Source organism: Pseudomonas sp. BTN1 (assembly GCF_001907715.1).
In the GTDB taxonomy this organism is placed as follows: Bacteria; Pseudomonadota; Gammaproteobacteria; order Pseudomonadales; family Pseudomonadaceae; genus Aquipseudomonas; species Aquipseudomonas paracarnis.
This window is the reverse complement of the sequence record NZ_MPBM01000029.1, coordinates 1-21,450: the sequence shown is the minus strand read 5'-3', so window position 1 is coordinate 21,450 and position 21,450 is coordinate 1. Positions and strand designations below refer to the sequence as shown.

20 protein-coding genes are annotated in these 21,450 nt (G+C 60.4%); 12 read left to right on the top strand and 8 right to left on the bottom strand.

What is annotated here, in order from left to right:
• Positions 1-46: 46 nt before the first annotated feature.
• The 3 genes from BMH52_RS15305 to BMH52_RS15295 all read left to right on the top strand — a co-directional run bounded on the left by BMH52_RS15305 (position 47) and on the right by BMH52_RS15295 (position 2,030).
• Positions 47-379, top strand: coding sequence for a ComEA family DNA-binding protein (locus tag BMH52_RS15305; RefSeq protein WP_073844195.1), 333 nt, complete (start codon positions 47-49; stop codon positions 377-379).
• Between the two features lie 143 nt (positions 380-522).
• The gene (locus BMH52_RS15300; RefSeq protein ID WP_073454510.1) at positions 523-1,167 is read left to right on the top strand and encodes a GntR family transcriptional regulator; all 645 of its coding nucleotides are present in this window, start codon (positions 523-525) and stop codon (positions 1,165-1,167) included.
• A 14-nt stretch (positions 1,168-1,181) separates the two neighbouring features.
• Positions 1,182-2,030, top strand: coding sequence for a DUF1989 domain-containing protein (locus BMH52_RS15295; protein WP_073844193.1), 849 nt, complete (start codon positions 1,182-1,184; stop codon positions 2,028-2,030).
• A gap of 8 nt (positions 2,031-2,038) precedes the next feature.
• Here BMH52_RS15295 and BMH52_RS15290 read toward each other — a convergent pair whose 3' ends face one another.
• A complete protein-coding gene (locus tag BMH52_RS15290; protein ID WP_003172675.1) occupies positions 2,039-2,206 on the bottom strand; it encodes a DUF2897 family protein in 168 nt (55 codons plus the stop codon).
• A gap of 111 nt (positions 2,207-2,317) precedes the next feature.
• Positions 2,318-3,682 (bottom strand): ethanolamine permease, encoded by a 1,365-nt coding sequence (eat, locus tag BMH52_RS15285; RefSeq protein ID WP_073844191.1) that lies wholly within the window; start codon positions 3,680-3,682, stop codon positions 2,318-2,320.
• 413 nt (positions 3,683-4,095) lie between these two features.
• Between eat and kdpF the strand changes: the two genes are divergently transcribed.
• From kdpF to BMH52_RS15255, 6 genes are all read left to right on the top strand, one after another.
• Positions 4,096-4,185 (top strand): K(+)-transporting ATPase subunit F, encoded by a 90-nt coding sequence (gene kdpF / locus BMH52_RS15280; protein ID WP_003218754.1) that lies wholly within the window; start codon positions 4,096-4,098, stop codon positions 4,183-4,185.
• Positions 4,186-4,193: 8 nt separating this feature from the next.
• Positions 4,194-5,888 carry a potassium-transporting ATPase subunit KdpA gene (gene kdpA / locus BMH52_RS15275; RefSeq protein ID WP_073844189.1) on the top strand — a complete coding sequence of 565 codons (1,695 nt, stop codon included), beginning with the start codon at positions 4,194-4,196 and terminating at the stop codon, positions 5,886-5,888.
• A 15-nt stretch (positions 5,889-5,903) separates the two neighbouring features.
• Positions 5,904-7,961, top strand: a complete 2,058-nt coding sequence (gene kdpB / locus BMH52_RS15270) for a potassium-transporting ATPase subunit KdpB (RefSeq protein ID WP_177345090.1) — start codon at positions 5,904-5,906, stop codon at positions 7,959-7,961.
• A gap of 105 nt (positions 7,962-8,066) precedes the next feature.
• Positions 8,067-8,612, top strand: coding sequence for a potassium-transporting ATPase subunit KdpC (gene kdpC, locus BMH52_RS15265; protein WP_073844184.1), 546 nt, complete (start codon positions 8,067-8,069; stop codon positions 8,610-8,612).
• A 127-nt stretch (positions 8,613-8,739) separates the two neighbouring features.
• Positions 8,740-11,391 carry a sensor histidine kinase KdpD gene (locus BMH52_RS15260; protein WP_073844182.1) on the top strand — a complete coding sequence of 884 codons (2,652 nt, stop codon included), beginning with the start codon at positions 8,740-8,742 and terminating at the stop codon, positions 11,389-11,391.
• Positions 11,392-11,522: 131 nt separating this feature from the next.
• Positions 11,523-12,212, top strand: a complete 690-nt coding sequence (locus tag BMH52_RS15255; RefSeq protein WP_019821397.1) for a response regulator — start codon at positions 11,523-11,525, stop codon at positions 12,210-12,212.
• Between the two features lie 115 nt (positions 12,213-12,327).
• Here the strand turns inward: BMH52_RS15255 and BMH52_RS15250 are convergent, their stop codons facing one another.
• Entirely contained in the window at positions 12,328-13,365 is a 1,038-nt protein-coding gene (locus tag BMH52_RS15250; protein ID WP_003189836.1) for a patatin-like phospholipase family protein, read from the bottom strand.
• Positions 13,366-13,581: 216 nt separating this feature from the next.
• On the opposite strand from BMH52_RS15250, the gene BMH52_RS15245 reads away from it, so the two are divergent.
• The 3 genes from BMH52_RS15245 (at position 13,582) to BMH52_RS15235 (ending at position 15,551) form a co-directional block, all read left to right on the top strand.
• The gene (locus BMH52_RS15245) at positions 13,582-13,860 is read left to right on the top strand and encodes a hypothetical protein (RefSeq protein ID WP_003189839.1); all 279 of its coding nucleotides are present in this window, start codon (positions 13,582-13,584) and stop codon (positions 13,858-13,860) included.
• Between the two features lie 42 nt (positions 13,861-13,902).
• Positions 13,903-14,664, top strand: coding sequence for a CHAD domain-containing protein (locus tag BMH52_RS15240; protein ID WP_073454505.1), 762 nt, complete (start codon positions 13,903-13,905; stop codon positions 14,662-14,664).
• An 89-nt stretch (positions 14,665-14,753) separates the two neighbouring features.
• Positions 14,754-15,551, top strand: coding sequence for an acyl-CoA thioesterase II (locus BMH52_RS15235; protein WP_003189843.1), 798 nt, complete (start codon positions 14,754-14,756; stop codon positions 15,549-15,551).
• 9 nt (positions 15,552-15,560) lie between these two features.
• Here BMH52_RS15235 and BMH52_RS15230 read toward each other — a convergent pair whose 3' ends face one another.
• From BMH52_RS15230 to BMH52_RS15210, 5 genes are all read right to left on the bottom strand, one after another.
• The gene (locus BMH52_RS15230) at positions 15,561-15,923 is read right to left on the bottom strand and encodes an Mpo1-like protein (RefSeq protein WP_003189844.1); all 363 of its coding nucleotides are present in this window, start codon (positions 15,921-15,923) and stop codon (positions 15,561-15,563) included.
• Positions 15,924-16,040: 117 nt separating this feature from the next.
• Entirely contained in the window at positions 16,041-16,430 is a 390-nt protein-coding gene (locus tag BMH52_RS15225) for a hypothetical protein (protein ID WP_073844180.1), read from the bottom strand.
• Positions 16,430-16,771, bottom strand: coding sequence for a polymorphic toxin type 47 domain-containing protein (locus BMH52_RS29990; protein ID WP_073844178.1), 342 nt, complete (start codon positions 16,769-16,771; stop codon positions 16,430-16,432). The genes BMH52_RS15225 and BMH52_RS29990 overlap by 1 nt, the downstream gene beginning before the upstream one ends.
• 291 nt (positions 16,772-17,062) lie before the next feature.
• Positions 17,063-17,473 carry a hypothetical protein gene (locus tag BMH52_RS15215; protein WP_019821405.1) on the bottom strand — a complete coding sequence of 137 codons (411 nt, stop codon included), beginning with the start codon at positions 17,471-17,473 and terminating at the stop codon, positions 17,063-17,065.
• A partial coding sequence (locus tag BMH52_RS15210; RefSeq protein WP_073844176.1) for an RHS repeat-associated core domain-containing protein occupies positions 17,470-21,450 on the bottom strand: 3,981 nt, incomplete at its 5' end. The genes BMH52_RS15215 and BMH52_RS15210, both read right to left, overlap by 4 nt.

The following is a 21,450-nucleotide window of genomic DNA, read 5'->3' as shown; positions in this document are numbered from 1 at the left end:
TTCGGAAAAGCTGCTTTTCCCTCACCGATGTCATGGAGCGTCACCAATGCAAAACCTCTACATTTCCTCCCTAATTTTCGCCTTCCTCACCAGCCTCTCCGTCGCCACCACCGCCGCGCCGTCTATCAAGCCAGAACCCCCAACCCCGATCTCCACCCAAATGACCAAGACCGAGCAATCCACCAAGGTCAACCTCAACGCTGCCGACGCCGAAACCCTGCGCCGCGATCTGTTCGGCATTGGTGCTTCCAAGGCGAAGGCAATCATCGCCTATCGCGAGAGCAACGGCCCGTTCACGGCGGTGGATGAGTTACTGGAAGTGAAAGGCATCGGCAAGGCATTGCTGGAAAAGAATCGCGACAGGCTGGTTATTAATTGAGGATCTGAAAACAGCGCGGAGGGCCGGTCATACACCGGCCTTTCCTTTAACTAACCGACCTTGCGATTTCCTCACTGACGCAGCATTGGCACGAAACGTGGTTACCTCTTCCTCAGTGATTGTTCAACAATCCCGAGGTAACAATGCCACTCACTTTATCTTTAGCCGACCAGATCGCCCTGGAACTGCGCGCCGACATCATAGGCGGCCGGCTGTTACCAGGCATGCCGTTGATCGAGGTCGATCTGGTCAAGGCCTACAACGCATCACGCAATACGATTCGCGAGGCGCTGCATCGTCTCGGCCAGGAGGGCCTGACTCGCTATGTCCGCAACAAGGGCGTCATGGTTCGGCGCTTGGAGCGAGCAGAAGTGCGCGACCTTTTCGTCGTCCGCCGCACCCTGGAATTGCAGGCCATAGCCCAATGCGGCCCGCTGACGGACGCTCAATCAGGCCGTATGCAAAACGCCATCGACGCCACCACCCTGGCCCGGGAGCGCGAAGATTGGCGAGCCGTGGCCACCCACAGTCTGATGTTTCACCAACAGATCGTCGCGTTGATGGGCAGCCCGTTGTTCGACGAGTTCTTCGCCCAGGTGATTGCCCAGTTGCGCCTGGCGTTCTGCGCCGCGCCTGACGAGCAACGTTTCCAATCACCCTGGCTGGAGCGTGACCATGAGATATACACACTGCTAACCCGCAACCAAACCCAGGCCGCCAGCGAGGCGATGAGTCTGTACCTGGATGACTCGGAACACCTTTCTCTCGCTTTGTTTGATCAACCTTGATGGAGGAGTGCCCCATGTACAAAAACTATCCCGCCGCGTACCAGGTCAGCAAAGGTTCGGCGTTGCAGGTGGATACGGCGTTCTATGAGCGTATTCGTGATCAGAAAACCCAGCGCACGTTGATCGAACAGTTCGAGGTGCCGATCCGCACGGGGAGGGCGTGGAAGGTGCCGGCGGGGCATGTGTTTCGTGTGACCACGCCGGTGGGCCCGCAGGTGGGGGATTTCAATGTCTGGAACGCTAACGACCCACGCGAACGTTTGTGGGCCGCGCGCACCCGGCAGCTTCAAGGCGCCCATGTCAGCACCCATGATCGGTTGTGGTCGAACCTGCCTTTTCTACGGCCCTTGGTCACGATCACCGATGACAGCCTGGCCAGCTACGGCATTGATGAGCACGGTGGGCGTTTGCACGATTTGTTGGGCACGCGATGCGACCCCTATGTGAACCGTATGTTGACCGGGGAGGACTTTCATCACCATTGCCACTCGAACCTGACGCGTGCGGTATTGCCCCATGGGCTGACGGAGTTCGATGTGCATGACGTGTTGAATATTTTCCAGTGCGCCGGGCTCAATCAGGATGACATGTACTTCATGAAAGCCTGTCCGGCGAAGAAGGGCGATTACCTGGAGTTTTTTGCCGAGATTGATCTGCTCTGTGCGTTGTCGACGTGCCCTGGCGGGGATTTGTCGCTACCGATGTGGGGGCCGGATGCGCAGGATCCGCTGACGGTGTGCCGTCCGTTGGGGGTGGAGATCTACCGGTTGGAGGATGAGTTGCTCAATGACTGGAGCCAACCGGAACGTGCTGCCTACAAGGGGCAGCACGGCTTGCATATTGCCAAGGCGGATTGGGAGTAACGCAAGATTTAGCGATCCTGCGCATCCTTGGCATCTGCCTGCGCATTGCGCTCGGCTACGCGTTTGCGTTGTTCGTCGGTGAGTTCCACCTTGTTGGCGCTGTCACGCAGCATCATCAGGCCACCGACGATCGACCCGATCGCTACTACCATAATCAACCATGCATACCACGGCATAAGACGCTCCTTGAGGCAGAGGGTCGTGGGAGAATTTTCCCACGGTAATCACTGCTTTGAGTGACGGGCTTTCTGAGTAGTTCAGTGTAGGCCCGTTCTGCCTCATAGGCGCTATTGTCCGGTCAACATTGCATCCGCCGGCGCATCGACGCGGTCTTGTGCGGTCATCTGGAAGTAGATGAAACCCACCGCCATAAAGCCCAGGAAGATCAGTCCGATCAAGGCATTGAACCAGGCCATCGCTACCAGGCACACCACGGCCAGTACTAATGCAATGCCTGGCACGATGGGGTAGCCCGGCGCGCGGAAGGTGCGTTCCAGTAGTGGTTCGGTCTTACGCAGTTTGAACAGGCTGAGCATGCTCATGATGTACATGACGATGGCACCGAACACCGCCATGGTGATCATCGCGGCGGTCAGGGTCATGCCGCCCAGGTTGATCAGGCCGTCGCTGTAGATGGCGGCGATACCCACCACGCCGCCGGCGAGGATGGCCCGGTGCGGTGTCTGGAAACGTGAGAGTTTGGCCAGGGAAGACGGCAGGTAACCGGCGCGGGCCAGGGCGAAGAACTGGCGCGAGTAGCCGAGAATGATGCCGTGGAAGCTTGCCACCAGGCCGAACAGGCCAATCCATACCAGCATGTGCAGCCAGCCGGAGCTGTCGCCCACCACGGTTTTCATCGCCTGGGGCAGTGGGTCGTTGATGTTCGACAAGGTGCGCCAGTCGCCTACGCCGCCGGCGAAGAACATCACGCCCATGGCCAGGATCACCAGGGTGAGGATGCCGCTGATGTAGGCCTTCGGAATGGTGCGCTTGGGGTCCTTGGCTTCTTCGGCGGCCATGGCCGCGCCTTCGATGGCGAGGAAGAACCAGATCGCGAAGGGGATGGCGGCAAACATACCGGCAATCGCCGGGGCACTGAAGGTGTCGGAACCGGCCCAGCCATTGAGTGCAAAATTGCTGAAGCTGAACGCCGGGGCGACTACGCCCATGAATACCAGCAGTTCGGCGACGGCCAGCACGCAGACCACCAACTCAAAGGTGGCGGCAAGTTTCACCCCGAGGATATTCAGGCCCATGAACACGATATAAGCACCGACGGCCGCGTGCTTGGGGTCGAGTGCCGGGAATTGCACGTTCAGGTACGCGCCAATGGCCAGGGCAATCGCGGGCGGGGCGAAGACGAATTCGATCAAGGTGGCCAAGCCGGCAATCAAGCCGCCTTTCTCACCGAAGGCGCGACGGCTGTAGGCAAAGGGGCCTCCTGCGTGGGGAATCGCAGTGGTCAGTTCGGTGAAGCTGAAGATAAAGCAGGTGTACATCGCGGCGACCATTAATGATGTCACCAGAAACCCTAAGGTCCCGGCGACGCCCCAGCCATAGCTCCAGCCGAAATATTCGCCGGAGATCACCAGCCCGACGGCGATGCCCCATAGGTGCAGGGTGCCCAAGGTGGGTTTGAGTTGTGTGTTCATTGTGGGGTGCTCCCTGAACCGTTTGGAATGATTCAAGGTGTTGCAGTGGTTATGCCAAGCCTCAGAACTATGTCGTAAAGCAGTGCCTATGTCGCCGGGGGGACGGTTTGGCGTTTGAATGTGGCATGAGTTGCACCACATAAGTGCGGTGGTGACTTGGCGGGCGCTTTCGCGGGCAAGCCCGCTCCCACACTTGACCGAGTGTTAACTGAAAGAACGCAGTCGAATGTGGGAGCCTGGCTTGCCCGCGAAGAGGCCCTCCCAGCCACTGCAAATCCCGCTGTAAACCCCGCGTAAACCCACTCTTTACGCCATCTTTACGCCCCACCCACCACCTCGCTCTCGTTCCTTTACACCCCTCCTGCGGACAATGCCCCCACACGCGGCAATCGCCGCAAGACGGGGAGACTTCCATGAGTGTTCTGGACGGGGTGTCACTGCTATTGGCCGTGGCGCTGTTCATTTATCTGCTGGTTGCGCTGTTACGCGCGGATCGGAACTAGGAGCGGCTATGCACAGTTATGACTATTGGCTGATCATCGCCTTCTTTGCCGTGGTACTGGTGCCGGCTCCGTTCCTGGGGCGGTTCTACTACAAGGTGATGGAGGGCCAGCGCACCTGGCTCAGCCCGGTGCTGGGGCCGGTGGAAAGCGCCTGTTATCGCCTGTCGGGTGTGGACGCACAGCAGGAACAAAGCTGGCAGAAGTACATGCTGGCCTTGCTCGCATTCAACCTCGCCGGCTTCCTGCTGCTGTTCTCTATTCTGTTATTTCAAGGCTCCCTCCCGCTGAACCCGCAAAACCTGCCGGGCCAGGAATGGACCTTGGCGTTTAATACCGCCGTCAGTTTCATGACCAATACCAACTGGCAGAACTACAGCGGTGAGGCGTCCCTAAGTTATCTAAGTCAGATGGCCGGCCTCACGGTGCAGAACTTCGTCAGCGCCGCGACCGGCCTGGCCGTGCTGGTCGCACTTTGCCGTGGGATCGGGCGCAAATCTGCCCAGACCCTGGGTAACTTCTGGGTCGACATGACCCGCGCCACCCTCTACGGCCTGCTCCCGTTGTGCCTGGTGCTCGCACTGTTTCTGGTATGGCAGGGCGTGCCGCAAACCTTCGCCCACTATGTTGATGCCGTCACGCTGCAGGGCGTGGACCAAGTGATTCCCTTGGGCCCGGCCGCCAGCCAGATTGCGATCAAGCAATTGGGCACCAACGGCGGTGGCTTCTTCGGCGTGAACTCGGCGCATCCGTTCGAAGACCCGACCGCCTGGGCCAACCTGTTTGAAGTGGCCTCGATCATTCTGATTCCGGTGGCACTGGTGTTTACCTTCGGCCACTACGTCAAGGATCTGCGTCAGAGCAGGGCGATCCTCGCGTGCATGCTGGCGCTGTTCTTGATCGGCGGCGCGACGTCGCTGTGGTCCGAATACCAGCCCAACCCAACCCTGAACAACCCGGCCGTAGAGCAAACCGCCCCGCTGGAGGGCAAGGAAACACGCTTCGGCACCACCGGTACCGTGCTGTGGTCGGTGACCACTACCGCGGCGTCCAACGGCTCGGTCAATGGTATGCAAGACAGCCTCAGCCCGCTGAGTGGGATGGTGGCGCTGGTCAACATGATGGTCGGCGAAGTGATCTTCGGCGGTGTCGGTGCCGGTATGTACGGCATGTTGCTTAACGTGTTGATCGCGGTGTTCCTTGCCGGCTTGATGATCGGCCGCACCCCGGAATACCTGGGCAAGAAACTCCAGGCCAGGGAAGTGCAATTGTTGGTGGTGACCCTGCTGGTGATGCCGGTTGGTGTGCTGGTGCTGAGTTCTATCGCTGCCAGCCTCCCGGGCCCGGCAGGCGCCATCAGTAACCCAGGCCCCCACGGCTTCAGTCAATTGCTGTACGCCTACACCTCGGCCAGTGCCAACAACGGTTCGGCGTTTGCTGGCCTCGGCGCTAACACCCCGTTCCATAACCTGATGCTGGGCCTGGGCATGTTGATCGGCCGATTCGGCTACATCCTCCCGGTACTGGCCCTGGCCGGCAGCCTGGCGATGAAGAAAGCCGCACCGATTGGCCAGAACAGCTTCCCAACCCATGGCGCGCTGTTTGTGACCCTGTTGACCGTGACCATTTTGCTGGTGGGCGGCCTGACTTTCCTGCCGACGCTGGCGTTGGGTCCCATCGCTGAACACTTGAGCATGGGCTTCTAGTTAAGGGATATGAAAATGAATATGCCTGCAAAAAACGCGGCCCCGGTCAAACCCCAGGAGCCTGCCAAAACCGCCATCTCGGCTCTCTGGCGCCCGGCGCTGGTCCAGGCGTTCGTCAAGCTCGACCCACGCCAACTGCAACGCTCGCCAGTGATGCTGGTGGTGGAGCTGACCGCCATCCTCACCACCGTATTGTGCTTCGTGCCCGATACCACCGTGCCCACCTTTGTTGCGGTGCAAATCGCGGTGTGGCTGTGGTTCACCGTGCTGTTCGCCAACTTCGCCGAAGCCCTGGCCGAAGGCCGCGGCAAGGCCCGCGCCGACAGCCTCAAGGCGGGCAGCGAAGGCTTGAGCGCCCGACGCCAGGAATCCGATGGCAGCTTCAAGGTGGTGCCGGCCACCAGCCTGCGCAAGGGCGATGTGGTACGTGTTGCCGCCGGGGAAATGATCCCCGGTGACGGCGAGGTCGTCGAAGGGATTGCGGCGGTCAACGAAGCGGCGATTACCGGCGAATCCGCCCCGGTGATCCGCGAGTCTGGCGGCGACCGTTCGGCCGTCACCGGCAACACGCGGCTGGTGTCGGACTGGCTGCTCATCCGCATCACCGCCAACCCGGGCGAGTCCACCCTGGACCGTATGATCGCGCTGGTGGAAGGCGCCAAACGCCAGAAAACCCCCAACGAAGTTGCGCTGGATATTCTGCTGATCGGCCTGACCCTGATCTTTCTGCTGGTGGTGGTGACCCTGCAGCCGTTCGCCCACTTTGCCAATGGCAGCTTGCCGCTGGTGTTCCTGGTCGCACTGCTGGTGACGCTGATTCCCACCACCATTGGCGGCTTGTTGTCGGCCATCGGGATTGCCGGCATGGACCGCCTGGTGCGTCTCAACGTGATCGCCAAGTCTGGCCGCGCGGTGGAAGCGGCGGGGGATGTGCATGTGTTGCTGCTAGACAAGACCGGCACCATCACCTTTGGTAACCGTCGTTGCTCGGCCGTGGTGTCCGCGCCTGGCGTCAGTGGCCGCGAATTGGCCGAAGGCGCGCTGCTGGCGTCCCTGGCGGATGACACGGCGGAAGGCAAGTCCATCGTTGAATACCTGCGCGCCTTGCACCCCCAGGCCGAGCCGAGCCTGGAGGCGTTGACCGCCGTGCCCTTCAGCGCCGAGACCCGTTTGTCCGGTGTCGACTATCAGGGCCGTGTGTTCCGTAAAGGCGCGGTGGACTCGCTGCTGGCGTTTATCGGCCAGCAACGCAGCGACCTGCTGCCTGCGCTGTCGCGGGAAATCGACAAGATCGCCCAGAGCGGCGGCACGCCCTTGCTGGTGTGCGCCGATGGCAAGTTGCTGGGGGCGATCCATCTCAAGGACGTGGTCAAGCCCGGTATCCGCGAACGGTTTGCCGAGTTGCGCAAGCTGGGGATTCGTACCGTGATGGTCACAGGCGACAACCCGCTGACCGCCGCCGCGATTGCCGCTGAAGCGGGGGTGGACGATGTGCTGGCCGAAGCCACGCCAGAGAAGAAACTCGCGCGTATTCGCCATGAGCAGAACGATGGACGCCTGGTTGCTATGTGTGGCGATGGCGCCAACGATGCCCCTGCGCTGGCCCAGGCTGACGTCGGCATGGCGATGAACGACGGCACCCAGGCCGCTCGCGAAGCCGCCAACATGGTCGACCTCGACAGCGACCCGACCAAGCTGCTGGACGTGGTGCAGATCGGCAAGGAACTGCTGGTGACCCGTGGCGCGCTGACGACCTTTTCCATCGCCAACGACGTGGCCAAGTACTTCGCGATCCTGCCGGCGCTGTTCGCCTCGATCTACCCGCAACTGGGCGTGCTCAACATCATGCACTTGCAGAGCCCACAGAGCGCGATCCTCTCGGCCATCGTGTTCAACGCGCTGATTATCGTGGTGCTGATCCCATTGGCCCTGCGCGGTGTGCGCGTGCAGGCGGCGAGTGCGGCGGCGTTGTTGCGGCGCAATCTGCTGATCTACGGGCTGGGCGGATTATTGGTGCCGTTCGTGGGCATCAAGGCCATCGACATGTTGCTGACCGCGCTGCACCTGGTCTGACCTGATCGTTCCCACGCTCCGCTGATTGTTCCCACGCTCCGCGTGGGAACGCCGCCGCCCCGGACGCTCCGCGTCCCACCGCACCACTGAATTGAGGAGTCTGAAATGTCCAACATCATCCGCCCAGCCCTGAGCTTGCTGGTACTCATGACCCTGATCACCGGCGTGGCCTACCCGCTGGTAGTCACCGGCGTGGCCCAAGTGGCCTTCCCCGATCAAGCCAATGGCAGCCTGGTGCGCGACGCCAGCGGCAAGGTGCGTGGCTCCAGCCTGATCGCCCAGGACTTCACTGGTGACCGCTGGTTTCACCCACGCCCGTCAGCCGGTGCTTTTGCCACCGTGTCCAGCAGTGCCAGTAACCTGGGCCCGAGCAATCCGGCCTTGGCCACTCGCATAGTCGAAGAGGCCAGCAAGCAGTCAGTACCGGGCCAGGGCCCAGTGCCACTGGCCTCGCTGACCACCTCCGGCAGCGGCCTTGATCCGCACTTGCCACCGCAGGCGATTGCCTATCAACTGGCGCGAGTAGCGGCGGCGCGAAATGTGCCGGTGTCGACCTTGCAGCGGTTGCTGGATGAGCACATCGAAAGCCCGTTGGTTGGCCCGCCCGTCGTAAATGTCCTGGCCCTGAACATGGCTTTGGAAACGTTGTAAGCCTTGCGACCGCCATCGCGGGCAAGCCCGGCTCCCACATTTGGAATGCATTCCACTGTGTGAGCCGGGCTTGCCCGCGATGGCGGCCTTGAAGACTCTCCATCAATACCTGAAGGAACCCCCGAGCATGAGCGACGCCGGCCGCGCCGATGCCCTGTTAGCCGATCTGCCCCGGGACGGCCGTGGCCGGCTTAAAGTCTTCCTCGGCGCCGCGCCCGGTGTGGGTAAGACCTACGCCATGCTCCAGGCGGCCCATACCCAACTGCGCCAGGGCGTGCGCCTGATCGCTGGGGTGGTCGAAACCCACGGCCGCGCCGAGACCGAAGCCTTGCTCAGCGGCCTGCCGCAACAACCGCTGTTGCGCAGCGAATACCGTGGCGTGATGCTCGAAGAAATGGACCTCGACGGCCTACTCGCCGCCAAGCCAAAGCTGGTGCTGGTGGATGAACTGGCCCACAGCAACGCCCCCGGCAGCCGTCATGAAAAACGCTGGCAAGACATCCAGGAACTGCTCGCCGCCGGCATCAACGTGTTCACCACGGTCAACGTCCAGCATCTGGAAAGTCTCAACGACCAAGTGCGTGGTATCACCGGCGTGCAAGTGCGCGAAACCCTGCCGGACTGGGTGCTGCAAGAGGCCGACGAACTGTTGCTGATCGACCTGCCGTCTCGCGAGCTGCTCGAGCGCCTGCGTGACGGCAAGGTGTATGTGCCCGAACAGGCGCGTGCGGCCATCGATGCGTTTTTCACCCAGACCAACCTCATGGCCCTGCGCGAACTGGCCATGCAAACCGCCGCCGCCCACGTCGACGATGACTTGGCCCAGGGCTACCGCCAACTCGGCCAGGCCGCGCCGGCAGTGCGTGGGCGCCTGTTGGTCGGTGTGGATGGCGATGCGCAAGCCGAACGACTGGTGCGCCATGCCAGCCGCGTGGCCCAGCGTCGGCATTTGCCCTGGAGCCTGGTGCACATCGACAACGGCCGTGCTCGGGATGAGCAATCGCGCCTGCGCCTGCAAAACGCTCAGCAACTGGCAGAGCGGCTGGGCGGGGAAGTGGTGTTGCTGCGCGCTGGGGAAGTGGCCAAGACCCTGATCCAGCACGCCGTTGAACGCCGTGCCAGTTTAGTGCTGGTGGGGCAGTCACGGATGCGCTGGCGGCGGCGCCTGTTCGGTGGCGGCTTGGCGGCACGCCTGTTGCGCAATGCCCGCGGCTTGGAAATCAACGTCCTCGACAGCGATGACATGCCTGCACCGCCACGTCTGCCGGAGGTACGCGGGTTGGTGTGGTTCGATTACGCCCTGGCGGTGGTGGCCACCTTTGTCGCTGCCGCAGTGGCCTGGGCCGTGTCCAGTGCGTTGGCGCTGCCGAACATCTCTTTGGTATTTCTCGCCGCCGTGCTGCTGGTGGCGGTGCGCAGCAGCCTGGGGCCGTCCCTGGTGTGTGCGGCACTGTCGTTTTTGACTTACGATTTTCTGTTTATTCCGCCGAATTTTTCCTTCGCCATCCAGCGCGAAGAAGACGTGCTGACCCTGTTGTTCTTCCTGTTGATGGCAGCGTTGACCGGCAACCTCGCCGCACGCCAGCGCCGCCAGTTGCAGGCGTTGCGCGATACCCAGGAAGAAACCAGCGAGCTGCTCGACCTGTCGCGCAAGCTCACCGCTGCCACCGACCGCCAAGCTGTTATCAGTGCCGCCGCCCACCATCTGCAAGGTTGGAACGACCTCGACCTGTGCCTGGTCAATCGCGACGGGCAGGGCGGCTGGAAGGTCGAGACCGGTGGCCCGTTGACCCTCACCGAAGCCGAACGCGCGGCCGCTGATTGGGCCTGGCAGCATGACCAGCCGGCCGGCATGGGCACCGGCACCTTGCCGTTTGGGCGTTGGTGGTGGTGGCCGTTGTCGGGTGAAGAGGGGCCCTTGGGGTTGCTGGGTGTCAGTGCCAAGCCTGGCCTGGAATTGAGCGGGCAACGTCGACGTTTACTCACCGCGTTGAGCCAACCGCTGGCCCAGGCGCTGGCGCGGGCACAACTGGGGCAGGAGCTGGAATCGGCGCGCCTGCACGGCGAAACCGAACAACTGCGCAGCGCTTTGCTCGCGTCGGTGTCTCACGATTTGCGCACGCCATTGACGTCCATGCGCGGCAGCATCGACAGCCTGCTGGCCCTGGGTGAAGCCATCCCGCTGGAGGATCGCCGCGAATTGCTCGAAGGCACCCGTGATGAAGCCGAGCGCCTGGACCGCTATATCCAGAACCTGCTGGACATGACACGCCTGGGTCATGGTGCGCTGAAACTGGCACGCGATTGGGTGTCGCCCGGCGATATTGTCGGCAGTGCCCTTGGGCGACTGCGCGCCGTGCTGGCGCCGTTGCAGGTGAACACCGATGTGCCGCCGGAGCTGCCTTTGTTGTATGTGCATGCGGCGTTGATTGAGCAGGCCTTGGTCAACGTGTTGGAAAACGCCGCACGGTTTTCGCCCCCCCAGGGCCGCTTGCAGTTGCGCGCTGGGGTGCAGGATGAGCAGTTGTTTTTTGCCGTGGCGGATGAAGGACCGGGGATTCCCGAGGAGGAGCGGGCGAAGATTTTCGACATGTTCTACACCGCTGCCCGTGGTGATCGAGGCGGACAGGGCACCGGCCTCGGCTTGGCGATCTGCCAGGGCATGGTCGGCGCGCACGGCGGGCATATCAGCGTGGCCGATGGCATTGACGGGCGGGGCACCTGCATCACTTTGTTTCTGCCGTTGCCGACACCACCTGTCCTGGAACACAACCTGTAGGAGCGAGCTTGCTCGCGAAGGTCGTTAACGATAATGATGACGTCCTGAATGCACGCGGTGCCTAGAGGTTTTTCGCGAGCAAGCTCGCTCCTACAGGGGGGTGATTTTTTAATGGGTTTTGATGAGACACCATGAGCCAGACCGCGACGATTCTTGTCATTGATGACGAACCGCAGATCCGCAAATTTCTGCGCATCAGCCTGGCTTCCCAAGGCTATAAGGTCATCGAAGCTGGCACCGGCAACGAAGGCCTGGCCCAGGCGGCCTTGAGCAAACCGGATTTGCTGGTGCTCGACCTGGGCCTGCCCGACATGGACGGTCAGCAGGTGCTGCGCGAGTTTCGCGAATGGTCCACGGTGCCGGTGCTGGTGCTGTCGGTGCGGGCCAGCGAAGGTCAGAAGGTCGAGGCCCTCGACGGTGGCGCCAATGACTACGTGACCAAACCGTTCGGCATCCAGGAGTTTCTTGCCCGTGTGCGTGCACTGTTGCGCCAGGCACCGGCCGGAGAGGCCCAGGAAGCCGCCTTGAATTTTGGCCCGTTGACGGTCGACCTGGCCTATCGTCGCGTGCTGCTCGACGGAGCTGAAGTGGCGCTGACCCGCAAGGAATACGCAGTGCTGGCGCAGTTGGCACGCCACCCTGGGCGGGTGATTACCCAACAGCAATTGCTCAAGGACATCTGGGGGCCAACCCATACCGAGGACAGCCACTACCTGCGGATCGTGGTGGGGCACCTGCGCCAGAAGCTGGCGGATGACCCGACCCGGCCACGGTTTATCGTGACTGAGGCGGGGGTGGGGTATCGGTTGCTAGGTGCCTGAATCTGTGGTGCCTGCGCTGGCGCCATCGCAGGCAAGCCAGCTCCCACAGTTGAAATACATGCCCCCGTGGGAGCCGGGCTTGCCCGCGATGAGGCCATCTGCAACACCCACACGCTCAACTCTGTTCGCTTTCATACCGATCCAACGTATCACTGGCAATCTCCCGCCCCAAAGCGATCAACTCCGGCGCTTTATAGAACTCGAAAAACCGGCACACCCGCTTTGGCACGTTGATCAGCACATCGGGCGGATACCCAGCGATCTTGTATTGCGCCAAGGAGGTTTGCATCACCTCGAAACTCTGGTTGATCAGGTCCAGCAGCGATGCAGGCCCGACGTTGTCGATGATGAACGAGCCGGTCGCCGACTTCGGTGCGCCGGCTTTCTCCGGCGCCGCGGCAGGTTGCTGGGCTTCGGGTTCGGCAGACTCCAGCCACGGGTTGATTTCGGCGGCCTGGGCCTGCAAGGCTTCTTGTTCCAGTTTCATCAACTGCTCGGCCTGTTTGCGGCGAAACGGCAGGTGCGAACCCAGTGACTTGGCCAGGCTGTTGAAGCGGCTCTTGAACGCTGGCGGGCGCTGGATCACCGGCAATTGATAATGCTTCTGGTTGGTGGCGTTGAGGTTGACCGCAATGATCAAGTCACAGTGGCTCGACACCACCGGCACGATGGGCAGCGGGTTGAGCAGGCCGCCGTCCACCAGCATGCGGTTGCCTTGCATCACCGGGGTGAACAGGCTGGGGATGGCCGCCGAGGCGCGCATGGCCTGGTGCAGGCAGCCTTCCTGGAACCAGATCTCCTGTTGGTTGGTGAGGTCGGTGGCGACGGCGGTGTAGGGGATGCGCAGCTCCTCGATATTGATATCGCCGACGATCTTGCGGATTTGCCCGAACACCTTCTCACCGCGAATCGCTCCCAGGCGAAAGCTCACGTCCACCAGGCGCAAGACGTCGAGGTAGTCCAGGCTTTCGATCCAGTTGCGGTACTCGTCGAGCTTGCCGGCAGCGTAGATCCCACCCACCACGGCGCCCATGGAGCAGCCGGCGATACAGGCGATGTCATAGCCGCGTCGTTCGATTTCCTCGATCACCCCGATATGGGCGTAGCCCCTGGCACCACCGGAGCCCAGCACTAAGGCAACACGTTTCTTCATGGCCAGATCCTTCGCAAAACAGGGGCCCACAATGCACCCATCAAGGGGCCTGCTTCAATCCTTGCTGACAGCGCGCAAGATTTTTCCAGGCTGGCGATCAGGCTCGGGTATGCTCTGGCAATAGGTACTACCGATTTCAGGCTAAGGACAAGGCACTTTTCCCTGTAGGCAACGTCTACAGGCTACGACTGAATTTGTATATTTGAGGTGTCATCAATGAAAGCCTGGATCTGTGTGCCTGTGATCGTGCTGGCCTTGGCTGGTTGTGCCGGGAAAACCGCGTATCGCGACAGCTGTGGCTCGCAATTGGACGCCGCCTGGAAAGAACTGGACCTGGCCAAGGCCGAAGGTTTTGCCGGCACTGTCAGCTACTCCAAGGCGTTGTCGCTGTTGACTGGCGCCAAGACTCAGCAGCAGTTTGAAGCGTTCGAGGGCTGCTCCAACAAGGCCGAGAAAGCGCGGTTCTACATTCGTGAGTCTCGCGCCGGGCGATGACCCCGCAGCGGGCAGGATTTTTCATCGGAAAGTGAGGGCAGGATGTCAGCGTTGGTCAATCAGTTAGTCGCTCAGGTCATTGGCCTGGAAGTAGGGTTACTGAGCTGCCAGGCTCGCCTCGCCGCCGTCACTGACGATGAAGCCTTGCATGATTTGCGCACCACTGTGCGACGCCTGCGCAGCCTGTTGCGCCCTTTGCGCGGGCTGCCCGGTGTCGAACAGCTTGAATTGGCCGCCAGCACGGTTGGCCAACTGACTACGCCGCTACGCGACCGAGAGGTGCTGGCGGCGTATTTGCATCAGCACGGTTATCACGACGCGGCTGATCGACGCCTGCGTCTGCAGCCCGAGGCTTATCGCCAGGTGGCGCAAAGCCCGGAACTGGCGCACTTGCTGCTGATCCTGGATGCGTTCCCACGGTTTATCCGCGCATCCCAGCACCAGAAACTGCTCAAGGGCTTGCGCCCGCGTATCCAGAAACGCCTGGCCAAGCAATGGCAGGCACTCGATGGCGCCTTGAAGGACCCCGATCATGACCGCCACCGGCTAAGGTTGCTGATCAAACGTGTGCGCTATGCCGCCGAGGCGTATCCCGAGCTGGACAAATTACCCACCAAGGCCCTGTCGCACTTGAAGAAAGCCCAGAGTGCGCTGGGTAACTGGCATGACTGTTGGCAGTGGCTGGCCCAGGCCGGCCATGAGCCAGACCTGCAACCCTGCGTAGCAGTGTGGCAGCGCACCATGCTCAAGGCGCAAGGCAAGGCCGACCGCGTGTTGGACACACTCAGCGCCGAGTGTTTTTAAACCGGTCCGGTTTTTGGCCGGAATAGGCGCTGTGCCTGTGCAATTCGATGGTTAAGATTCCTCCAGGATTTTCTTGATGTGAGGTCGCCATGCGCTTTAGTGATTTGCTCGACGCTGCCCGTAGCAATCCGCTGGATGTCACCATCCCTGCCGAATGGGCCCAGGGCCGGGCCACCTTTGGCGGCTTGGTCGCCGCCTTGCAATACGAGGCGCTGCGCGCCCAGGTGCCGGCTGACCGACCGCTGCGCTCGCTGGCCATCACCTTTGTCGGCCCGGTAGCGCCGGATGTACCTGCCAGCTATCAAGTCGAAGTGCTGCGCGAAGGCAAGGCGGTCAGCCAGTTGCTGGGGCGCGTGGTGCAGAACGGTGAAGTGGCGACCCTGGTCCAGGCCAGTTTTGGCGCCTCTCGCCCCTCCGAAATTGACGTGGCAAGTGAGCCGCCACCGGTATTCAAACATTGGGATGAGTGCCAGGAACTGCCCTATATCAAGGGCGTTACCCCCGAATTCATGCGTCATTTGGCAATGCGCTGGAGTGTCGGTGGCCTGCCGTTTACCGGCAATAAATCCCGCGACATGGGCGGCTGGGTACGGTTGCGGGGGGATGTGAAAGAGGAGCCACTGACCGAGGCGCATATCCTCGCCCTGGTCGACGCCTGGCCACCGGCGTTGCTGCCACACCTGAAAAAGCCCGCGCCGGGCAGCACCCTGACCTGGACCATCGAGTTCATCCAGCCGTTGCAAGACCTGACTACGCTCGACTGGTGCCAGTACCACGTCAACATCGAACACGCCCGCGACGGCTATGGCCACGCGGCCGCTGCGTTGTGGAGCCCGACCGGCGAGTTGATCGCCCTCAGCCGCCAGACCGTGGTGGTGTTCGCCTGAACCCGCCGGTCAGTGGTGGTGCCGCTGCCGCCAGGCGCGCCACCAGCCACCGCTGAGCACAAAGCGCGGGAAGGTCACGAACTGCTCGACCACCAGGCGCTGCACCGCATCTTTGCGATCACTGAACGGCTCACTGGCCTGGGCTTCCAGGCTATGGCCGTGACGCTGCAACGCCAGGCCCGCGACAATGCCAATCACACCGACCGCGAAGCTGGCCAGGCTCAGGCTGAACACGCCCGACACGATCAGTAGGAAACCGACGATAAACAGCGGCACGGCAATCAGGTGCAACGCCAGGTTGGTTGGGTGCTGATGGTTCTGTGGGTACTGACGCCATTGCCAGGCGGGGAGATTGGGGTGACGTTTGCCCATGGTGGTGAATCCTCTGTCCGTTGAAACAACTTGAACAGAGTTTAGGTTGAGGTGGGCAGGGTGGCGAATTGGGGCTGGCTATGGGGGTCATAGGCTGCAATTTAGGCGGAGTGACCCTCATGCCCAAATGACACAGTCATGATCATCCATATGTACCAAGAACGTCAGCTCTTTATCGGTTATCCAAAACGGATATCCGGTGGTTTCGGCTAACACAGAGGCTAGCACTCGAGCGTTTTCCATTCTCCAGGCGCTATACGCTGAGTCAAATACCAGCAGAACCAGGCCATTCCCGCTAATGCGATGCGGCATCTCCTTCCAAAAGTCAGGGTTGTGTTCGGTGCTTTTCTCGTTCAGTTCGATGGGATCAAGCACATTGCTCTGCGCTTTGAAGAATTTTCTCGTCAGAGAGCTTATCAACAAGTTGAGTTCGCTCGAATCAAGCTTTCCAGCGTCGAGGTTCAGCGCATTAGAGGCTTCGTCTATTTCGTCTTCCAAGTAACTCATCAGGGGACACCTATTCTGGACCGGCTGACAGGAACCAGTTGGAGCAGTATATGGCCTCTTTTGGCTCCTCCGTCGCCTCTCTTTCCAGGTGTTTGATAGCCAATATGAGGTGATTTCGGGCCTTCTTTACTTGGCACGAGCATAGGATCGTCAATATTCACTTCCGCTCCTCTATTGGGACCGGTTTGTACTCGCCATTCTGTTGGAAATGATTTGCCATATTGGTCTTTGCCCCATTTCGATACGCTGTATTCGGACCTGGGTATACCCGTTCTGCGAAAAGCCTCATCCAAACCATCGGTGGGAAAGAGTAGCGCCGTGGGTGTGAATGTGGGAAGGATTCCAGTCTGTTAAGCGCAGATCCCCTGTGGGAGCGGGCTTGCCCGCGAAGGCGGTGTGTCAGTCACTGCCTCTGTTACTGCACTACCGCTTTCGCAGGCAAGCCAGCTCCCACTTTTGATCTTCGTTGCTTTGAGTATTGCGTTCGCTTGACTGATCGGCACCAAGGCTTACCTCCGATGTTGTTGGGTCAGTTTGCACATGCATTGGCTGGTTCACAGTTATCGAGGTCAAGTCCCATCCCATATTCGATATTCAGAGTGTCTAGGGTAAGGAGATTTACCTGAACGGCATCAAGACTGTATGAAGTACAAATTAGATGTGGACCCTTCGATTTTCTTGGCTTTGCCCTTTTTTAGGTACGCATTGAACTCACGTTCCAAGGCTTGTTTATCTGTATATTTTTTGTACTTGCAGGGTGTTTCGCATGCGTACATATACAGCCTCCACGAGTCGAAACCGTCGACCCTATCGTCCGGGCCGTAATCAAAGTCGACACATATTTCAGATAAGTAAACACTGCAACCAATACCGTGCAGCTCGTAGGTGACATTTGCAGCGACCGTCCCACGCTGCGGGATTTTTTTGGATCGCCACAGACCAATGATATTTTTGGTTCCAAACACTTGCTCAAGTAAGTCGGTAGCCTTTTTTACTTGCTCCAAGTATTCTGTGATCAAATGTTCTAGCGTCTGAGCTCTCATCGTCTAGGCCTTTCCAGTCTATCCAGTCCTACTGCATTTGAAGCGTCTATTACGTCCTGGGTGCTGTTGAACGAGCTGTTATGGTCACCTATATTCTGGATTAGTTTTATGGTGACTGGCGTCTTTGTTTGTCTTGCAGCGGCAGCTCGGTGGTGCCCATCAACAATATAGCGTTGCTCGTTATACTCAAAAACGTCTATTGGCGTATTTTTATCGTATCCGTCGTTTCGCATACTGCGAGCAATTTCTTCCACACGCTTGGTTGACCGCTTCCCTTCAATGCTGTGTGTTCTATTTAAGAAGGTTGCGTCTACTCCGTGAACAAGAGGAGCTGAAGGCTGTCCATCATCCACGCTCGATTTGTAGGATGGATCGTCAGCACTCGTTTGCTTTTTACACCCATCATCGCCTGGGCATGAATTCAAGCCTAGCGGGTCTACCCACCCTGTCGGATTGGGCACGTACTGGTAGCCATTGATCCCACCCGCCAACTTCACCGGGTCCGGCGTCAGATAGCGACCAACATCCGGATTGTAGTAGCGATGGCGATTGTAGTGCAGTCCGCTTTCCGCATCGAAATACTGCCCTTGAAACCGCAGCGGGTTTTCGATGTTGCCCACGTCGAGCCGGGCGATCTGGCCGAAGGCGCGGTAGTGGGCGGACCAGACGATTTCGCCCTCGGGGTTGGTCAGTTCCTGCGGGGTGCCGAGGTGGTCGAGTTGGTAGTGGTAGGGCTTGGTTTCTTTTGGGCCGAAACCGTCCAACAGTGCCAGTGGGCGGAAGCTGCCGGATTCGTAGAGGTAGCTGCGATGGCGTTCTGCATGGTGTTCGGCAATTAGCTTGTCGCCTTGCCAGAAAAACTCGGTGGTTTTGTCGTCCACGGTTTTGCTGATGCGGCGTCCAAATGGGTCATAGCGATAGCTGGCGGTTTCGCCGTTCGGCTTTGTGATGCTGATTAATCGATGCTGGCAGTCGTAGCGGTACTCAGTGACAAGTTGCTGGCCCTTGCCGCGTCGTTCGCGGATGAGGTTGCCGAAGGCGTCGTAGTCGTAATGGCGGTCGCCCTGGATCATCAGGCGGTTGGCCGCGACGATGTCCGGGCCGGGGCGGTCTTGCATCAGCAGGTTGCCGGCCGGGTTGTGGCCGAAGCGTTCCTGCACGTCTTGGGAGTGGTCGGCGCGGGTCAGGCGGGCGAGGGGGTCGTAGTGGTAAAGGTGTTCGCCTTTGCGGGTGTCGAGCAGGCGGGCGAGGTTGCCGGCTTTGTCGTAGTCGTATTGGCGCTGGTAGAGGTGGTTTTGTTGCTGCGTTACCGCGTGGGCGTGCAGGCGGTGTTGGTCGTCGTAGTGGTAGTGGCTGAGCAGTGGGCCTTGCTGGCGCTGATGTTCGCGGCCGTTCTTGAACAGATGTGAGGTGAGCACTTCACCGTTGAGTTCGACGGTGGCGAGGTGGCCGCCTTTGTCGTGGTTGAAAGTGACGCGGTTGTTGTCTGGCAGGCACAGGTGTTGAAGCTGGCCGCAGGCGTCGTAGCGGTAGCGCAGGGTGCCCCAGCCTTGGTGTTCGGCGGTGAGGCGGTTTTGGCGGTCGTACTCGTAGGCCAGCGCCCAGTGACCGTCTTCGGCGCTCTGGAGGTTGCCTTGGCGGTCGTAGGCATAATCGATAATGCTGTTATCGGGGAGGGTTTTTCTTACGAGGCGTCCGGCGTGGTCGCGCTCGTAACGGGTGATTAGCTGACTGCCATCGTCGCCGTATTCGGTTTTCTCCAGCAGGTTGCCGTTGAGGTCGTAGACGTAGGCGGTGCGTTGGCCGTCGAAGCCGGTTTCCTGTTGGATCAGGCCATTGGGGTGGTAGTCGAGCTGGTAGGTTTCGCCGACTTCGTTTTCGATTTCGGTCAGCAGTAATCGAACGTTGTCGTAGCGGTATTTGACCTGGGTGCCGTCGGCGTTGATACGGCGGCTGATCAGGTGCAGGCCATTGGCGTATTCGTAGCGGGTGACGTGGCCGAGTTCGTCGCGTTCGGCGATGATTTTGCCGTAGGGGTTGTAGCTGAATTCTCGTGTGGCGCCGCCTGGCAAGACGAGGCGAATCAACCTACCGACGCTGTCCCATTCATAAACGGTCTGCGCGCCATGCTCATCTTCACGGGCAATCTGTCGCCCTAAATCGTCATAGCGATAGCGCTTGAGCCCACCATTGGGCAATTGCTCTTCAAGCAACTGCCCACGCTCGTTCCACACCAGCCGATGGCAACTGCTGTCGGGATACCAAACCGCAACTAATTGCCCATGTTTGTCATAGCTGTAGTCAGTCGAATTGCCATCCGGGTCAATCTTGCGGATGACATCGCCCTGAACATTGCGCTCATATTTCCAGACCGCCTCCCCACGCCTGACAACCCGAACAAAACCGTTGTCATGTTCGTAGGAAGTCGGCTCATCATCCCCCGGAAACAGCGCCACCAAGCGTCCGGCGTCGTCATATTGATAGGCCGTCACCGCGCCCATCGGGTCTTGCTCGACGGTCAGCCGGCCCTTGGCATCGTAGGATTTGTAATGCTGAGCGCCATCCGGATCGATGCGCTGCACCAAGCGCGCCCGGTCGTCATGGACATAGACTTCCTGGCTACCATCGGCGTTATGCACGGTGACGCGCCCGTCATCCCCCCAGGCGTAACACGTGTCCATCTGCGAAAAACTTGCCCAATGCCGGACGCAGCGCGCCGCCTTGCCCGCGCGTTCCCATTCCCAGAAGAAACTCGCGCCACCGGCCAGTTGGCGCTCAAGAATGACGTGCTGATCGTCGTAGCGATAACGCTCGCTTTCCCCGACAGCATTGGTCGCGCAGACCAGTCGTCCGTGTTCGTCATAGGCGTAGGAAACAAGGTTCTGCTCGGTCTCCCACACGTAGGGCTCACGCCCTTTGGCGCGATGCACCTGATAGTCCACCGCGACGATGCGACCCAACTCATAACGCAGCAGCAACGAACGACCGGCGCCGTTATCCAGCCGCTCAATCCGCCCTGAACGATCCCGGCAAAGGCGCAGGCGGTTGTCATACGCGTCGCTGATCGAGACCAGCACACCGTCGCGAAAGTGATAGAAACGCGACGCCTGGGCCAGCACCAACTCATCAGGAGCCGAACCCAAGTAGATCGCCGCTTCAGCCAGGCTATTGGTGATCGCGGGCCGAGAGTCGGTGGGCAAGGGCAGGGTAGTCGAGCGGTTCTCATGGTCAGTCCACACCACCAAATCGCCCGACACCACCAGCCGATGAGCCAGCGCATGACTCCAGCCAAACCCCAACCCACAATCAATGTCCACCGCACTGGTGCGGTACAGCCGCGTCCACTCAAACGGCAAGATCCCATCCAGCACGCCATCGGTGAGGGTCAGCAATTCCTCGCCAGTGACCATCGACACCGGGCAACCGTGGGTAACGGTCTTGTCCGCTGGCGCCGCCGCGTCCCCCTTCGGATTTGAAGCCATGGCCGGCACATCATCGACAGGCTCATGACGGACCAACGTCGTGCGCTGGGTCTTGCCGCGCACCATTGGCACCGGGTTCGAAACCAGCGTATCGCCCGCCTTCAACGGCACAGCCGGCACCGTCTTAATCGGCGTCGCCGCACTGCTCAGCAACACCGGCTTGGCGGCCTCCACATGGGTTTCCAGCCGAGGCCCCGTCACCTGCTCGGCCAGCAACTCCAACAACGCCCGCGCCCGCCCGGACTTGACGCCACTAAGCACCTGAGCACCCAGGCGCAGCTGTACTCCAATACCCCGCGTGGCCCAGATCAGCAGCAGATTGATCAAGACTTCGCCGGTGATTTCACCCAGCAGTTCGTACATGTCGGGTGGCGGCAGCATGCGTACCCAGGCCACCAGCGCCGACAGGTAGATAAACAACAGCGGCTCATCACTGAGTACCAGCAACCCCTTGGCCAGCGTGTCTTTGCCCAGCTTGAGCAGTGCATCCAGCTC

What these genes read in the sequence shown, in the direction of transcription:
- BMH52_RS15290 (WP_003172675.1), bottom strand. Translation starts at nt 2,206, where the DNA reads ATGCCGTGGTATGCATGGTTGATTATGGTAGTAGCGATCGGGTCGATC.
- BMH52_RS15230 (WP_003189844.1), bottom strand. Translation starts at nt 15,923, where the DNA reads ATGGGCAAACGTCACCCCAATCTCCCCGCCTGGCAATGGCGTCAGTAC.
- BMH52_RS15295 (WP_073844193.1), top strand. Translation starts at nt 1,182, where the DNA reads ATGTACAAAAACTATCCCGCCGCGTACCAGGTCAGCAAAGGTTCGGCG.
- BMH52_RS15305 (WP_073844195.1), top strand. Translation starts at nt 47, where the DNA reads ATGCAAAACCTCTACATTTCCTCCCTAATTTTCGCCTTCCTCACCAGC.
- BMH52_RS15225 (WP_073844180.1), bottom strand. Translation starts at nt 16,430, where the DNA reads ATGAGTTACTTGGAAGACGAAATAGACGAAGCCTCTAATGCGCTGAAC.
- BMH52_RS15240 (WP_073454505.1), top strand. Translation starts at nt 13,903, where the DNA reads ATGTCAGCGTTGGTCAATCAGTTAGTCGCTCAGGTCATTGGCCTGGAA.
- kdpB (WP_177345090.1), top strand. Translation starts at nt 5,904, where the DNA reads ATGAATATGCCTGCAAAAAACGCGGCCCCGGTCAAACCCCAGGAGCCT.
- BMH52_RS15250 (WP_003189836.1), bottom strand. Translation starts at nt 13,365, where the DNA reads ATGAAGAAACGTGTTGCCTTAGTGCTGGGCTCCGGTGGTGCCAGGGGC.
- kdpA (WP_073844189.1), top strand. Translation starts at nt 4,194, where the DNA reads ATGCACAGTTATGACTATTGGCTGATCATCGCCTTCTTTGCCGTGGTA.
- BMH52_RS15235 (WP_003189843.1), top strand. Translation starts at nt 14,754, where the DNA reads ATGCGCTTTAGTGATTTGCTCGACGCTGCCCGTAGCAATCCGCTGGAT.
- BMH52_RS15255 (WP_019821397.1), top strand. Translation starts at nt 11,523, where the DNA reads ATGAGCCAGACCGCGACGATTCTTGTCATTGATGACGAACCGCAGATC.
- kdpF (WP_003218754.1), top strand. Translation starts at nt 4,096, where the DNA reads ATGAGTGTTCTGGACGGGGTGTCACTGCTATTGGCCGTGGCGCTGTTC.
- kdpC (WP_073844184.1), top strand. Translation starts at nt 8,067, where the DNA reads ATGTCCAACATCATCCGCCCAGCCCTGAGCTTGCTGGTACTCATGACC.
- eat (WP_073844191.1), bottom strand. Translation starts at nt 3,682, where the DNA reads ATGAACACACAACTCAAACCCACCTTGGGCACCCTGCACCTATGGGGC.
- BMH52_RS15245 (WP_003189839.1), top strand. Translation starts at nt 13,582, where the DNA reads ATGAAAGCCTGGATCTGTGTGCCTGTGATCGTGCTGGCCTTGGCTGGT.
- BMH52_RS15215 (WP_019821405.1), bottom strand. Translation starts at nt 17,473, where the DNA reads ATGAGAGCTCAGACGCTAGAACATTTGATCACAGAATACTTGGAGCAA.
- BMH52_RS15300 (WP_073454510.1), top strand. Translation starts at nt 523, where the DNA reads ATGCCACTCACTTTATCTTTAGCCGACCAGATCGCCCTGGAACTGCGC.
- BMH52_RS15260 (WP_073844182.1), top strand. Translation starts at nt 8,740, where the DNA reads ATGAGCGACGCCGGCCGCGCCGATGCCCTGTTAGCCGATCTGCCCCGG.